The sequence below is a fragment of the Streptomyces sp. 1114.5 genome (assembly GCF_003635085.1).
GTDB lineage: Bacteria > Actinomycetota > Actinomycetes > Streptomycetales > Streptomycetaceae > Kitasatospora.
Genome location: NZ_RBXE01000004.1, coordinates 17,118 through 32,133 on the forward strand (window position 1 = coordinate 17,118; position 15,016 = coordinate 32,133).

The following is a 15,016-nucleotide window of genomic DNA, read 5'->3' on the forward strand; positions in this document are numbered from 1 at the left end:
CCCAGGAGACCGCCATGACCCCCACCACCCGCACCGCCCGCCGCAAGCCCGTCGTTGCAGCCGCCCTCACCGCCCTCGGGCTCCTGGCCGCAAGCACCGCGGCCGCCATCGCCGACGCCGGCCCCGCCGACCGGCCCGACGCCAAGCCCGCCGCGAAGCCGGTCGTCACCGTCCCGGGCGACCCGGCCGTCACCGACGCCTCGTTGCTGGCCGGGCACGTGCAGGTCACCGGAGACTGGGTCGTGGTAGGCCCGGGCGGCAACGCGGTGGCCACCGTCGACTGCCCCTCCGGCGACGTACCCACCGGCGGCGGCGGCCAGACCAGCGCCTTCAAAATCTTCTTCACCGACTCCTACCCGAGCGGCAGCGCCTGGGTCGTACGCGGCACCAACACCAACACCGTCAACGAATCCATCCGCGCCACCGCCGTCTGCACCACCCCCTGACACCCCGGCCACCAGACCCCCGCCCGCCCCCCCGCCGAACCGACCAACCCGCCACCCCGGCAGCGGCCTTCCTCCTCCCCCTATATCCGGCAAGGACCTCGACAACCCGGCCAGCCCGGAAGACAACCACGCGACGCGACAGGCCACCGACCGAGACGAAACAGACACCGAACAAACCACCGACACACCGCAGCAAGACAGTGACACGGGCGGTCGGAGAGACCGTGCCACCATCCACAACCAACACTTCAACAAGACAGAACCGCAGCCCACCCATCCCCCCCCACCAGCCGGCATCCCGGGCCGGTGTTACAGCTAAGACAGTGGAACCCCGGCTCTCTGAAAACCGGGCACGACCGGGAAGTGTTCGCCGTCTACCCGTTCCGTTCGGCCCGGCCCCGGGGCGGTGTGGACGCAGCTGACCCCCGAGACCCGGTCAGAGGACTTCCCCGCCCACACCACCTACCTCGGTATGCCTGAAGCAGCCCGCTCTGCCACAGACACTGCAGCGCAAGCCCGAGGACAGGTACCGCCTCCACTTCCTGTCCGTGTTCCGCTTCGACGAGCACGCCCTGGTCACCCCGCACCTGGCCCGTAGTGTCGGCCACGACTCGCCGCTGATGCACCTGCGGCGCAGCACGGAGGGCGGCCGGGGCGGGCGTTGCAGTGCGGTGACACGGAAGGCGTCATTCCGTCGACTGTTCGCACTAGGTTCGATCGTGCACGCCGCGCACTGTTCGTGCTCTCACCCGTCCTTGTGCTCAGGAGATCCCGCATGCCTCTCGTGACGACCCGTCTGGCCGGCACTGTGCTGGCCGCCGCTCTGCTCGTCCCTGCCGCGGCGGCGTGCTCCTCCTCGTCTTCCTCCGACGCGCACGGCACCGCCGCGGCGACCACGCCTGCCGCGCCGACTGCGGACACCGCGACCGCGACGTCCGCCGCGCCTTCCGCGCCTGCGACCACCGTGCCGGTCTCCCCCAAGCCGTCCTCGTCCAAGGCCACCGCCGCTGCGGCTGCCACGGGCAAGGGGACGTCCCCGGCGCGCGGTCAGACGCTGGTGGACGGCAGTACGGCCGAGGTCCAGGCGAGCGGGAACCAGAACTACAGCGCCAGGATCGTCAACAAGGGTTCGGTCCTTGCCACACTGGAGACCCACGACGGCGATGCCGGGCTGGACGGCAACGGCATGTTCGTCGTGCTGTCGATGGACGGTACGGTGCACTCGTGGATGGGCGGCGAGCAGCAGGGGCCGGGCACGTTCACGCTCGCGGGCGGTTGGCGGGCCAAGGTCACCAAGGTCGGTGAACTCCACTACCGTGCGCAGGTCCTGGGCAGCGACAACGCGGTGATGGGCGCGCTGGAGGCGGACCGGCACGACGCGGGTGCCGTCGCCAACGGCATCTATATCGTGCTGTCCGCCGGCGGCGTGATCAGCTCCCACGCGTGAGGCCCGCGAACGCCGGCCTGTCGGCCCCGGGCGGGCTCAGCCGCGGGTGAAGGTGCCCAGGCCCTCGTGGTCGAGCTGTTCGACCACCGCCTCGGTGGCCCTGCCGTCGGCGGCGACGGTGAACGTCACCCCGGACAGGCCCACCGCGTTCTCGCCGCGAGTCTGGAAGCTGAACACGTCGCCGGCGTAGTGCCGCAACGGGAACTGGAGGTTGCCCGGGCCCAGGCTCATCGTCAGCCCGCCGGCGCCGGCGGTCACGGTCAGCGGGCCGTAGTAGCCGTTGGCGTAGGTGCCGACGTAGGCGGCGTCCGGTTTGGCGGGGGCGGCGCCGGCCGGGGGCTTGGTGTAGTCGGTCGGGGATACCTGGGGTTCGGCGGCGGCGGGGACGACTTTGCCGAGGAAGGTGAGCCAGTCGACGCTCTCGTGGCCGTTCTGGGCGACGTCGAAGAACTCCTCGGCCACCGCCTCGGGCAGGCCGGTGGGCTGGGCGTTGGTGAGCACGACGATGCCGAGCTGTTCGGAGGGCAGCAGGGTGACGGTGGTGGCGGCGCCCAGGTCGAAGCCGCCGGAGTGGTTGAGGCGCAGCCGGCCGTGGGAGTCCTGGTTGACGTTCCAGCCCAGGCCGTAGAAACCGGCGACGGCGGCGGGAGCTTGGGGCGGGTTGGAGACGATGTGCGGGACCCGGGTGTGGTCGAGGCCGGCCGCGTCGATGACCTGGCGGCCCTCGAAGGCGCCGTCGGCGAGCTGCAGGCGCATCCAGCGGGCGAGGTCCTGCACGGTGGAGCTGACGCCTCCGGCCGGGGACTGCGGGTCGGGGTTCTCGGTGGTGGAGACCTGCCAGCCGGCGGCGGTGTGCACGTGCGCGGTGGCCTTGTTCGGCGCGTTGTCGTAGGCGGAGCGCAGGGAGCTCGTGGAGTTCATGCCGAGCGGTTTGTAGAGGGTGGCGGCGGCCAGGTCCTCCCAGGTGGTGCCGCTGGCCTTGGCGACGGCGACGGCGGCTTCGGTGAGGCCGTAGTTGGTGTAGGCGTAGGAGGCGCGGAAGGGGGCCAGGGGCTGGTCGCGCAGGTGCTGGAGGATGTAGTCGCGCTGGTAGCCGAGGTCGCCGAGGAGGTCGCCGGCGTGGTCGGGCAGGCCGCTGCGGTGGGAGAACAGGTCGGCGATCGTGACGTGGCCGGTGACCCAGGGGTCGGCGAGGGCGAAGCCCGGGTCGTGGGCGGAGACGGGGTCGTCCCAGGCGACGGTTTTGTGGCCGACGACGCCGGCGACGATGGTGGAGGAGATCGGCTTGGAGAGGGAGGCGAGCTGGAAGACGGTGTCGGGGGTGACGGTGTCCGGCCGGCCGAGTTCGCGCACGCCGAAGCCCTTGACGTGGATCACCTTGTCGTGGTGGACGACGGCCAGGGCCAGGCCCGGCACGCCGGTGCGGCGCATCGCGTCCTGGACGTAGCCGTCGATCCTCTCGACGGCAGAGTTCACCTGCTGGTCGGTCAGCTGGGGCGGGGGCTGGCGCGGCGGCGCGGTGGCCGGGGCGGTGGCCGCTGTGGTGGTGGGGGTGGTGGTGCTGGGCGGGGCCTCGGGGCCAGCGGTGGCGGCGGTGCACCCTGCGAGCAGCGCTGCGCTCAGCAGCAGGGCCGCCGGCAGGGGCGCGGCGGCGGGGCGGGCTGGGCCGTGGTGGCGCATGGGGGTCCTCCCTCGTCCGGGCGGAGCGGCCGTGCGCCGCCTGGGCGCGAGTATTCGACGCGCCGCCAGCGCCCCGGCGGGCGCCGCGCGCCGGGGCCGGGGGCAATCACCCGTCCGGCGGCGAGGACCGGCGGGGACCAGGGGTCGGGGACCGGCGGCAGGGGGCGGGGGCGGGGGCGGGGGCGGGCGGCAGGGACCGACGGCGGGAACCACCCGACCGGCTCGCCCGGGTGCGCGCAGGCAAGGCCGGCCAAACGACGTGGTCGAGGAGACGCTGGGCCGCGACGCTCCGGTGGCGCACCTGCCGCTGCGCTACGCCGTCCAGGACATCCACCTGCCGAGCGGGGTGACCATTCCCCGGGGCGAGGCGATCCCCGGGACCACCGGGCCGGCCAGGGCCCCTCCCCTCGCCCCAACTCCCCCGGCTTGCCCTGCCGTGCGGCCGGTAAGGCAGGGCAGGCCCCACGCGGCGCAGTGTGACGGGCCCTGGGCGGGGCGGGCGTGTTAGCAATGGCCCGAGGGCGGGGCCCGTACGCACGATGTTCAGGAGAAGCGTCTTGTCACACCATCTCAGCGGACCGAACCTGCGCTCACCCGACGGTGACGCGCGCCTGGATCTGACCGACCTGTTCGCCTTCGCCTCGCCGGTGGCGGGCCGCACCGTACTGATCATGAACGTCAACCCGGTCGCGCCGACCGGCGGACAGGCCTTCCACCCGCAGGCGGTGTACCGGATCAACATCGACACCGACGGCGACAACCGGGCCGACATCGCGTTCAGCTTCACCTTCTCCGAACCCGTGGACGGCGCGCAGACCATGACGGTGCGCCGCGCCACCGGCGAAGGCGCCCGCGGGCACGAGGCCACCGGGCAGGTACTGGCCTCGGGCGCGCCGGTGAGCTTCACCGCCGACCCGGCCGTGGTCGAGGCGGGCCCCTACCGGGTGAGCGCGGGACTGCGCAGCGACCCGTTCTTCGCCGACCTGGACGGCATCGTCCACGACTTCCAGTGGACCGGGGTGGATTGGGGCGCGGACAAGAACGTCTTCGGGATCGTGCTGGAGGCACCGGACGCGGAGTTCGGCGATGCGCCGCAGATCGGCGTGTGGGCGCGGGTGAGCGTGCGCAAGGACGGGCACCTGGTGTCGGTGGACCGCGGCGCGCATCCGTCGCTGACGGCGTACTTCAACGAAGAGGACGCCAAGGACGCCTACAACGCGGGCGAGCCCGCCCAGGACTGGCAGACCTACCGGGAACCGTGGACGGCCAAGCTCCAGCACTTCGGCGGATACACCACCCAGGCCGCCGAAGCACAGCTGCGCATCGTCCTGCCGGACATCCTGCGCTACGACCGCACCCGCCCACCCGGCTACCCCAACGGGCGCACGCTGACCGACGACGTCACCTCGACGCGGCTGTCGATGCTCACCGACGCCACCGTGGCCACCGACCACATCGGCCCGCACACCGACCTGCTGCCCCACTTCCCCTACCTGGGTCACCCCCACTGAACCCGCGGGCCCTGCAGGCCGCACGGGCCTGGCGGGCCTGCGGGCCGCACGGGCCTGCGGGCCGGAGCAGGAAGTCGGGCAGGCCGGCTTCCTGCTCCTGCCCTGCCCGGCCCCGGCCCCGGCCACCCGCACCGAAACCCCCAGGCCCCCGGCGAAGGCCTCCCCCGCCGGGTCCGGCGCGCCGGACAGGGGCGCGGCAAGCAGGCGCGCCCCTGTCAGATGTCAGGGACCGCTGCCCAGGGCCCCGTCCCTACGCTGACGGCACCGGCCGGGGCCGACCCGCCGGGCCCCGCACCAGCCAAGGGAGAACCACCCCATGCGCGCGATCACGCACACCGCAGCCGCCCTCGCCCTCGCCACCGCCGCCCTGACCGCGATGGGTACCGGCAGTGCCGGCGCCGCGGACGGCTCCTGGGCGAACTGCCCCTCGGGCGCGGTCTGCATCTACCCGCAGAACCAGAACCCGGCCCTGTCCCCCACCGACGTCTACTACAGCTACGGCGCCCACAACCTGAGCAACCAGTACGGCAACCACTGGATCCTCAACAACCAGACCGCCGGCGCCCACGCCCACCTGTGCCGCGGCTCCGGCGGCACGAACTGCGTCTACGACATCCCCGCCCGAAACGGCGTCTACTACGACCTCGGACCGATCAACTCGATCACCCTCGACCGTCCCTGACCATTCATCACATCCGCATCCGCGCACAGCACGCGGACACAAGCCCGGGGGTGCCTGCCGCACCGGGGACAGCAGACGCCCCCACCCGGATCGGCCCCTGACGGCCCTTCACCCTCGGTCACCCACGGGAAAGAGGGTGTCCGCTGCCACCGGGGAGCGGCGGACACCCTCGTCCGTATTGACGTGCCCCTGACATGCATTCGGCCTTCCAGTCAAACTCTTGAACGGCAGGCTCATCCACAAACCCCCCACCTCTCCATCACCCGAAGCCCCCTTCCGTTCCCTGCTGCGACACCCCGCTACTCCGCCCCCTCCTCGGCCCCCTGTTCCACCCCGTTCCCCCTGTGCCGACCCTCTGACCTACCCCGTTGCTCGGGCCCGGTGGTCCGCCCGGGTCGAGTGTTCATGAAGATAACGAATAGAGGCATATTCCGGTCTGAGTCGGTTTACTTGTTGACGTCATGCGCGGGTCCAGGTTTAACTCCCCCCACCCAGCCGCAGAGTCGCGGCGACGTCAGGGAGAGGCACCCCCACATGAACGCCACGATGCGTCGCGCCGTCATCGCCACCACCGGTATGGCGCTGGCCCTGTCCATGGCCGCCTGCGGGAAGGCCGGCGCCGACAAAAAGGACAGCGCCGCCGCCGCAGACACCAAGTCCATCGGCCTGCTGCTGCCCGAGAACGCCTCCTCCACCCGCTACGAGTCCTTCGACCGCCCGTTCATCGAGGCCAAGGTCAAGGCCCTGTGCGCGGACTGCAAGGTGCTCTACAGCAACGCCGAGGGCAGCGCCGCCAAGCAGAAGCAGCAGTTCGACACCCTCATCGCCCAGGGCGTCAAGGTGATCGTCCTGGACGCCTTCGACGCCAAGTCCACCCAGTCCTGGGTCCAGGAGGCCGCCGCCAAGGGCGTCAAGGTCGTCGCGTACGACCGCCTGGCCACCGGCCCGGTAGCCGCCTACGTCTCCTTCGACAACGAGAAGGTCGGCGAACTCCAGGGCCAGGCACTGCTGGACGCACTCGGCGCCAAGGCCGCCGACTCCGACATCGTCATGATCAACGGTGACGAGGCCGACCCCAACGCCGCCCAGTTCAAGTCCGGCGCCCACAAGGCCCTCGACGGCAAGATCCGCAAGGTCGTCTACGAGCAGTCCGGCGAATGGAAGCCCACCGTCGCCGGCCAGAAGATCGGCGCCGCGATCACCCAGTTCGGCAAGACCGGCTTCCAGGCCGTCTACTCCGCCAACGACGGCATGGCCGGCGCCATCATCACCCAGCTCAAGAGCGCCGGCATCACCATCCCCGTCGGCGGCCAGGACGCCGGACTCGACGCCGTCCAGCGCATCGTCGCCGGCGACCAGGCCTACACCATCTACAAGGCCTACAAGCCCCTCGCCGACAACGCCGCCGAACTGGCCGTCGACCTCCTGCAGGGCAAGGACGTCAAGACCGTCGCGTCCTCCACGGTCGACAGCGCCACCGACAAGGGCATCCCCGCCAAGCTGCTGGAGCCCAAGGTCGTCACCAAGGCGAACATCAACGACACGGTCATCGCCGACGGCCTCTACAAGGCCGCCGACATCTGCACCGCCGACTTCGCCGCCGCCTGCGCCACCGCCGGCATCAAGTAGGCCCCGCGGCACCGGCCCCGCACCCCCTCCCGTAACCCGCCCCGCCCCGCCCGCCCCCGAGCGCGGGCGGGCAGGGGTGGGCGGGGCGCGTGCGGGGCCGGCCCTCGCACCCCCCACCCCACCCCGTACAACCCCGCAGGAGATGGTTCACGTGACAGGCGCACCCGTACTGGCGCTGCGCGAGGTCTCCAAGCGCTTCGGAGCCGTCCAAGCGCTCACCGACGTCGACCTCGACGTCCACGCCGGCGAAGTCGTCGCGCTCGTCGGCGACAACGGCGCCGGCAAGTCCACCCTGGTCAAGACGATCGCAGGCGTCCACCCGATCGACGAGGGCAGCATCAGCTGGGAGGGCCGTCCGGTGCGCATCGAGCGCCCCCAGGACGCCCAGGCCCTCGGCGTCGCCACCGTCTACCAGGACCTCGCGCTGTGCGACAACCTCGACGTCGTCGCCAACCTCTTCCTCGGCCGCGAACTGCGCCGCCACGGCACGCTCGACGAGGTCGCCATGGAACGGCGCGCCAAGGAACTGCTGGACACCCTCTCGATCCGCATCCCGAGCGTCCGGATCCCCATCGCCGCCCTGTCCGGCGGCCAGCGCCAGGTCGTCGCCATCGCCCGCGCCCTGGTCGGCGACCCCAAGATCGTCATCCTGGACGAGCCCACCGCCGCCCTCGGCGTCGAGCAGACCGCCCAGGTCCTCGACCTCGTCGAGCGCCTGCGCGAGCGCGGCCTGGGCGTGATCCTGATCAGCCACAACATGGCGGACGTCAAGGCCGTCGCCGACACCGTCGCCGTCCTGCGCCTGGGCCGCAACAACGGGGTCTTCCCGGTCGCCGACACCTCGCACGAGGAGATCATCTCCGCCATCACCGGCGCCACCGACAACGCCGTCACCCGGCGCCAGGCACGCATCGCGGAGGAAGCGAAGTGAGCACCAGCCAGACCACCCCCACCCCGGCCACCACTCCCGCCGACGGAACGGCCCCCGCCGCGAGCGCCGTCGACCCCCGCCTGCTGGTGCGCCGCCAGGGCCTGGGCGGCTACGCCGAGGAGTTCCGCCGCAGGATCAAGAGCGGCGACCTCGGCTCACTGCCCGTCGTCATCGGCCTCGTCCTCATCGCCGTCATCTTCCAGAGCATCACCGGCCACTTCCTGCAGGCCGACAACCTCACCAACATCACCAAGTGGATCGCCGGCCCCGGCCTGATCGCCGTCGGCGTCGTCTTCGTCCTGCTGCTGGGCGAGATCGACCTCTCCCTGGGCTCCGTCGCCGGCGTCAGCGCCGCCCTCACCTCCGTGCTGGCCGTGCGCGAAGGCCTGAACGAGGGTCTGGCCATCCTGCTCGCCCTCGCCGCCGCCGTCGCCCTGGGCGCCCTGCACGGCTTCTTCTTCGCCAGGATCGGCGTCCCCGCGTTCGTCGTCACCCTCGCCGGCATGCTCGCCTGGAGCGGCCTGCAGGACTACACGCTGGGCAAGCTCGGCACCGTCAACAACATCAACGACGGCATCGTCGCCAACCTGGACACGTACTTCCTGGGCGACGGCGACATCCTCTACGCCTGGCTCCTCGCCGTCCTCTCCGTCGCCGCCTTCCTTGCCGCCCAGCTCCTGGACGCCCGCCGCCGCACCGCCTCCGGCCTGCCCGCGCGCGGCACCGGCGAGATCGCCCTGCGCACCGGCGCCCTCGCTGTCCTCGCCCTGACCGGCGCCTACATGCTCAACCAGGACCGCGGCCTGCCGCTGCCCCTGGTGGTGCTGCTCGGCGTCGTCGTCCTCACTGACTTCGTGCTGCGCCGCACCTCCTACGGCCGGCAGATCTTTGCGGTCGGCGGCGGTGTGGAGGCCGCCCGTCGCGCCGGCATCAACGTCGCCCGGGTGCGGATCTCCGTCTTCATGCTCTCCGCGCTGCTGGCCGCACTCGGCGGCCTCTTCATCGCCTCCCAGCAGGGCTCGGCGGACAAGCAGCTCGGCAGCGGCAACGTACTGATGAGCGCGATCGCAGCTGCCGTCATCGGCGGCACCAGCCTCTTCGGCGGGCGCGGCAAGACCTGGTCGGCGCTGCTGGGCATCCTGGTCATCCAGTCCATCACCACCGGCCTGGACATGGTCCACGCCGCCCAGGCCATCCAGTACATGATCACCGGCGCCGTCCTGCTCGCCGCCGTCGTCCTCGACTCCCTCACCCGCCGCACCCGCACCGCCGGGCGCAGCTAGCCGGCGGGAACCCGCAGGTCCTGTGCCCCGCCGTCTCCCAGAGACGGCGGGGCACAGTCGTCGGCAGACCCCGGGGTACCGGCCCCGGAACGGCTGCCGGGGTGCCTCGGTCGGCAGCGGCAGCGCCATGGGAGTCAGGGTCAGCGCGCCGGAGTGAGGACGTGCCGCCGTCGCGCGGCCTTGCGCGGTGGCGGCGGACCGTGGCGGACGTCCCCCGTGGAGCGCTCGATCGGCGAACCGGAAGCGGGGCGACGGGCGGCGGCAGCTGACGAACCGGCGGGACCGACTGCCGGCTACAGCTTGGCGGCGGAGAAGGTGTCGCACTGCGCGAGGTCGCCGCCGCGGTAGCCGGTGGTGAACCAGGCCTTGCGCTGGTCAGCGGAACCGTGCGTCCACGCCTCCGGGTTGATCCGCCCGGTGGCCTGCTGCTGGATCCGGTCATCACCCACGGCCGCGGCCGCATCCAGGCCCTGAGCGATGTCCTGGTCGGTGAGGGAAGCGATCAACGGGCGCCCGGTAGAGGGCTGCGGGGTGGTGGTGGCGTGGTGGGCCCACACCCCGGCGTAGCAGTCGGCCTGCAGTTCCAGGCGTACGGCGGCGCTGTTGGCGCCCTGGCGGTCGCCGCCGACCTTCTGCATCGCGCCGGTGAGGGTCTGGATGTGGTGGCCGTACTCGTGCGCGACGACGTAGGACTCGGCGAAGGGGCCGCCCTTGGCGCCGAAGCGGGCGGAGAGTTCGTTGAAGAAGCCGAGGTCGAAGTAGGCCTTCTTGTCGCCGGGGCAGTAGAACGGCCCCACCGCGGAGGTCGCCGCCCCGCAGGCGGTCGAGACCTGGCCGGTGAACAGCACGGTCTCGGCGTTCCTGTACGGGATGCCTGTGCGGCGCGGCAGTTCGGTGCGCCAGAAGTCCTGCAGGCTGTTGGTGACCGCCACGATCCGGCAGTCCTGGCGCTTGTTGGCGTCCGCGCCGGTCTTGCAGGCCTGCTGGGCCTCGCCGGCGGTGCGCACACCGGTGGAGGAGGTGGAGGCGCTGCCGGAGGACAGGCCCAGCAGCTGCGGGTCGACGCCGAGGACGATCGCGAACAGGACCGCGATCAGGCCCACGGCCCCGCCGCCGATGGCGACCTTTCCGCCGGGGATGCCGCGCCGGTCGTCCACCTGCGAGGTGTCGAGGTCGCCCTGGTCGTCGAACTGCATCGGCTCTGCCTGCCCGCTTGTGTCGTGTTCCGCCCTGCTGGTGACGGTCCGTACCGTCGGCGGCCCCGCCCAGCCTACGGGCAGCGGCCGGCGGTACGGCGCAGCAGGGCCCGGACGCCGGGCGGGGGCCTGAGGCCCGGGGAATCAGGCCGGGGCGCCGACGACGCGCAGCAGTTCCAGGCGGGAGGCGGACTCGCTGCCGGGTGCGGCGGTGTGCACGAGCAGCAGCTGGTTCTCGCCGCCGGCGGCCAGGACCTCGCACTCCAGCTCCAGCGGCCCCACCACCGGGTGCAGCAGCCGTTTGCGGCCGCTGCGGCGCTGGGCGACCTCGTGGCGCTCCCAGTGGGCGGCGAACTCCCCACCACTGGCGAGGAGTTGCCGCAGCAGTTCGGCGGCGCGCGGGTCGGCGGGACGGGTGGAGTGGGCGGCGCGCAGGCCTGCCACGTGCGCGCGGGCGAGGTCCTCGTGGTCCTCGGGCGGGAACAGGTCCCGGGCCCCGGGTTCGGTGAACCAGCGCAGCAGCAGGTTGCGCCGCGGCGGCGGCAGTGCGCCGAGGTCGCCGAAGACGGCGGCGGCCATCGGGTTCTGTGCGAGGACGTCGCCGAGGTCGGAGACGACCTGGGCGGGTGTGTCGTGCAAGCGGTCCAGGATGAGCAGCAGTCCGGGGCGTACGTGGCCCAGCGGGCCGTGCCGGCGCGGCGGCTCGTGACCGGCGAGGCGGAAGAGGTGGTCGCGTTCGTCCTCGCTCAGGCGCAGGGCCCGGGCCAGGGCGGCGAGCAGGTGCGGTGAGGGCTGTGGGCCGCGCCGCTGTTCCAGGCGCGCGTAGTAGTCGACCGACAGTCCCGCCACCTGGGCCACCTCTTCGCGCCGCAGCCCGGGGGTGCGTCGGCGCGTGCCGGGTGGCAGGCCCAGGTCGGCGGGGGTGAGCCGGGCCCGGGTGCGGGTGAGGAAGTCGGCCAGCGCCGCGCGGTCGATCATGCTCCCCAGCATGGCCTGCGGGGGTGGGCGGTATCCAGGGATCGGCGGTCCCTGGTTCGGGAGGTCTCTGCCGGGCCGGGTGCGGGGCGGGCAGGGTGGTGGGTGTCGGAGGACATCGACTTCCCTGGAGGGGACGGACCATGGCGAGGATTCTGGTGACGGGCGGGACCGGTTCGGTGGGGAGCCGGCTGGTGCCGCGGCTGGTGCGCTGGGCGGGCGAGCAGGGCTCCTCGGTGCGGGTGCTGGTGCGGGACGAGGCGAAGGCGGCCGCGGCGGCCCGGCTGGGGGTGGAGGTGGTGGTCGGCGACCTGTGCGAGGAGGCGGACCGGGCGCGGGCGCTGCACGGGGCCGACGTGGTGGTGAACGTGGCGGCGGCACTGCGCGGGGTGCCGGACGAGACGGCGTGGGCCGTCAACCGGGACGCTGCGGTGGCACTGGGCCGGGAAGCCGCGAAGGCCGGGGTGGCCCGGTTCGTCCACACCAGCACCAACCTGGTGTACGGGCGGGGGCTGGGCCGCCCCGCCGTGGAGGGCGACCGGCCGGCGCCGGACCCGGCGTGGGGGGCGTACGCGGCGTCCAAGGCGGCGGCGGAGACCGGACTGCGCGCACTGGAGGCGGAGGCCGCCCTGCCGCTGGTGGTGGTGCGGTTGGCGTTCGTGTACGGGCAGGGCGACCCTCACCTGGCGCAGTCGCTGCAGTGGGCCGCGCACTGGCCCCCGCACCAGCGCCTGGCGGTGGTGCACCACGCGGACGTGGCGCAGGCACTGTGGCGGGCGGCGACGGCGCCCGGGATCGAGGGGCGCACGTACAACGTCGCCGACGATGCGCCGCTGACGGCCTGGGACCTGCACGTCCTCAACGACCGTACGCACCCGGGTGGTTCGTCGCAGACGACGTTCGACCCGTGGGAGGGGCAGGTGTCCACGGCGGCGGCACGCCGGGACCTGGGCTGGCGGCCGCTGTACCCGTCGGCGTGGACGGCGGCCGAGGCCGGGGCCCTGTGAACCGTGGGAGGCCGAGGCCTCCGTGGCGCCCGGCCCCGCCGTGGAGTGCGGGGCCGGGCGGCGGGCTCAGCCGGCGCTCGCGGGGCGGGGGCGTAGCCGGCCGGGCGGGTGGTGAAGGTGCCGCGGCCCTGGGTGCGTCCGCGCAGGCGGCCCGCGTAGCCGAACAGTTCGGCCAGCGGTACCACCGCGCTCACCTGGGCACTGGTGCCGCGCCCGGGGGTGGTGGCCCGGACGTGGCCGCGGCGGGCGGCGAGGTCACCGAGGACGGTACCGAGCGCGTCCTCGGGGACGGTGACCGTCACCTCCGCGACAGGTTCCAGCAGCCGCATCCGCGAGATCCGTAGCGCCTCGCGCACGCCCAGGCGGGCGGCGGTGCGGAAGGCGAGCTCGGAGGAGTCCTTGGGGTGGGTGGCCCCGTCGGTGAGGGTGACGGCGACGCCGGTGACCGGGTGGCCGCCCAGCGGCCCCTCGGCCAGGGCCTCGCGGCAGCCGGCCTCGACGGCCTGCACGTACTCGCGCGGCACCCGCCCGCCGGTGACGGTCGAGGAGAACACGAACTCCGCCTCGCTGCCGTCCGCCAGGGGCCGGACGTCCAGGACGAGGTGGGCGAACTGGCCCGCGCCGCCGTCCTGTTTGGCGTGGCGGTACACGAAGCCGGTGACGCCCTCGACCAGGGCCTCGCGCAGCGCGACCCTCGGTGCCCCGGTGACCGCCTCGATGCCGCTGTCGCGGCGCACCTTCTCCACCGCCACCTCCAGGTGCAGCTCGCCCAGGCCCGACAGGGTGCGCTGGCCGGTCTCGGGATCGGTGGCCAGGCGCAGCGAGGGGTCCTCCTCGGCCAGGCGGGCCAGGGCGGTGGCGAGTTTGTCGGTGTCGGCGCTGCGGCGGGCCTCGATGGCGACGGTGACGACGGGTTCGGCGCTCACGGGTGCCTCCAGGAGGATCGGGTGGTCGGGGTCGCACAGGGTGGCGCCGACGCGGGCGGCCTTGGGGCCGATGACGGCGACGATGTCACCGGCGCAGGCGTGGTCGGTCTCGGTGTGGCGGTCGGCCATCACGCGCAGGATGCGGGCGATGCGTTCGGTGCGGCCGGTGGCGGCGTCGAGCACGGTTGCTCCCTTGTGCAGGGTGCCGGCGTACAGGCGCAGGTAGGTCAGGCGGCCGGTGGGGGCTGCGACGACCTTGAACGCCAGTGCGGTCAGGGGCTGTTCGGGGTCGGCGGTGCGCTGCTGCGTCGCGTCGACGGTCGTGCCGGTGGTTGCCCCGGTGGCGTGGACGGGTGGGACGTCGAGTGGGGAGGGCAGGTAGGCGACGGCGGCGTCCAGGAGGGGTTCGATGCCGCGGTTGCGGTAGGCGGAGCCGCACAGCACCACCACGGCCTCGCCGGTGCGGGTCAGTTCGCGCAGGGCGGCGGCCAGGGTGGCGGCGGTGACGGTGCCGTGGGTGCAGAACTCCTCCAGGGCTTCGGGGTTCAGTTCGGCGACGGCCTCCTCCAGGGCGCGCCGACGCTCGGCGGCCTGGTCGGTGAGGTGGACGGGGACCGGGCCGTCCACCGGGGTGCCGTCGTCGTGCCAGGTCAGCGCGCGCAGACGCAGCAGGTCGACGACGCCGGTGAACGACTCCTCGGTGCCGATGGGCAGTTGGACGGCGAGCGGGCGCGGGTGCAGGCGCTCGCGGATGGAGGCCACGGCGGCGTCCAGGTCGGCGCCGGCGCGGTCGAGCTTGTTGACGAACGCGATCCGGGGCACGCCGTGGCGTTCGGCCTGGCGCCACACGGACTCGCTCTGCGGCTCGACACCGGCGACCGCGTCGAACACCGCGATCGCGCCGTCCAGGACGCGCAGCGAGCGTTCGACCTCGTCGGCGAAGTCGACGTGGCCGGGGGTGTCGATGAGGTTGATCCGGTGCCCGGCCCAGGCGCAGCTGACGGCGGCGGCGAAGATGGTGATGCCGCGGTCGCGTTCCTGGGGGTCGAAGTCGGTGACGGTGGTGCCGTCGTGGACTTCGCCGCGCTTGTGGGTGGTGCCGGTGAGGTAGAGGATCCGTTCGGTGACGGTGGTCTTGCCGGCGTCGACATGGGCGAGGATGCCGAGGTTGCGGACGGCGGAAATGGCGGTGGTGGCTGTGGTGGTGTCGGTGCGCATGGCCCGGGTGCCTTTCGAGGCGGTTCCTACGGGTGGGCGCGCGATTGCCAGTGCCGAGCCGACTCCGATCATCCGTCAACGGCGT

Annotated in this window: 11 protein-coding genes and 1 pseudogene; 8 read left to right on the forward strand and 4 right to left on the reverse strand. The window is 72.9% G+C overall.

All coding sequences use genetic code 11. From position 1 onward, the window contains the following. Nucleotides 1-14: 14 nt before the first annotated feature. Nucleotides 15-446 carry a hypothetical protein gene (locus BX285_RS35180; RefSeq protein ID WP_121179601.1) on the forward strand — a complete coding sequence of 144 codons (432 nt, stop codon included), beginning with the start codon at nt 15-17 and terminating at the stop codon, nt 444-446. A gap of 775 nt (nt 447-1,221) precedes the next feature. Continuing rightward, on the forward strand, nt 1,222-1,893 hold the full coding sequence (locus BX285_RS35190; RefSeq protein WP_097234534.1) for a hypothetical protein: 672 nt from the start codon (nt 1,222-1,224) through the stop codon (nt 1,891-1,893). Nucleotides 1,894-1,929: 36 nt separating this feature from the next. Here the strand turns inward: BX285_RS35190 and BX285_RS35195 are convergent, their stop codons facing one another. Continuing rightward, nucleotides 1,930-3,573: a serine hydrolase gene (locus BX285_RS35195; protein ID WP_097234535.1), complete on the reverse strand. Its 1,644-nt coding sequence runs from the start codon at nt 3,571-3,573 to the stop codon at nt 1,930-1,932. Nucleotides 3,574-4,130: 557 nt separating this feature from the next. Here BX285_RS35195 and BX285_RS35205 point away from each other — a divergent pair. The 5 genes from BX285_RS35205 (at nt 4,131) to BX285_RS35225 (ending at nt 9,609) form a co-directional block, all read left to right on the forward strand. Beyond that, nucleotides 4,131-5,084 carry a DUF4331 family protein gene (locus BX285_RS35205; RefSeq protein WP_097234537.1) on the forward strand — a complete coding sequence of 318 codons (954 nt, stop codon included), beginning with the start codon at nt 4,131-4,133 and terminating at the stop codon, nt 5,082-5,084. 316 nt (nt 5,085-5,400) lie between these two features. Continuing rightward, nucleotides 5,401-5,766 (forward strand): hypothetical protein, encoded by a 366-nt coding sequence (locus BX285_RS35210; RefSeq protein WP_097234538.1) that lies wholly within the window; start codon nt 5,401-5,403, stop codon nt 5,764-5,766. A gap of 534 nt (nt 5,767-6,300) precedes the next feature. Next, nucleotides 6,301-7,395, forward strand: a complete 1,095-nt coding sequence (locus BX285_RS35215) for a sugar ABC transporter substrate-binding protein (protein WP_121179602.1) — start codon at nt 6,301-6,303, stop codon at nt 7,393-7,395. A 142-nt stretch (nt 7,396-7,537) separates the two neighbouring features. Further along, complete coding sequence (locus BX285_RS35220) at nt 7,538-8,326, forward strand: ATP-binding cassette domain-containing protein (RefSeq protein ID WP_179852638.1); 789 nt, start codon at nt 7,538-7,540, stop codon at nt 8,324-8,326. Next, nucleotides 8,323-9,609, forward strand: a complete 1,287-nt coding sequence (locus BX285_RS35225) for a sugar ABC transporter permease (RefSeq protein WP_097234541.1) — start codon at nt 8,323-8,325, stop codon at nt 9,607-9,609. Before BX285_RS35220 ends, BX285_RS35225 begins: the two co-directional genes overlap by 4 nt. Before the next feature lie 293 nt (nt 9,610-9,902). Here BX285_RS35225 and BX285_RS35230 read toward each other — a convergent pair whose 3' ends face one another. Then, a complete protein-coding gene (locus BX285_RS35230) occupies nt 9,903-10,805 on the reverse strand; it encodes a neutral zinc metallopeptidase (RefSeq protein WP_097234542.1) in 903 nt (300 codons plus the stop codon). 144 nt (nt 10,806-10,949) lie between these two features. Continuing rightward, nucleotides 10,950-11,780 carry a helix-turn-helix transcriptional regulator gene (locus tag BX285_RS35235; protein WP_097239740.1) on the reverse strand — a complete coding sequence of 277 codons (831 nt, stop codon included), beginning with the start codon at nt 11,778-11,780 and terminating at the stop codon, nt 10,950-10,952. A 143-nt stretch (nt 11,781-11,923) separates the two neighbouring features. Between BX285_RS35235 and BX285_RS35240 the strand changes: the two genes are divergently transcribed. Further along, nucleotides 11,924-12,787, forward strand: coding sequence for an NAD(P)-dependent oxidoreductase (locus tag BX285_RS35240; protein ID WP_097234543.1), 864 nt, complete (start codon nt 11,924-11,926; stop codon nt 12,785-12,787). A 74-nt stretch (nt 12,788-12,861) separates the two neighbouring features. On the opposite strand, the pseudogene fusA reads toward BX285_RS35240, so the two are convergent. Continuing rightward, nucleotides 12,862-14,931: pseudogene (gene fusA / locus BX285_RS35245) on the reverse strand (elongation factor G); the annotation flags it as partial. Nucleotides 14,932-15,016: the final 85 nt, after the last annotated feature.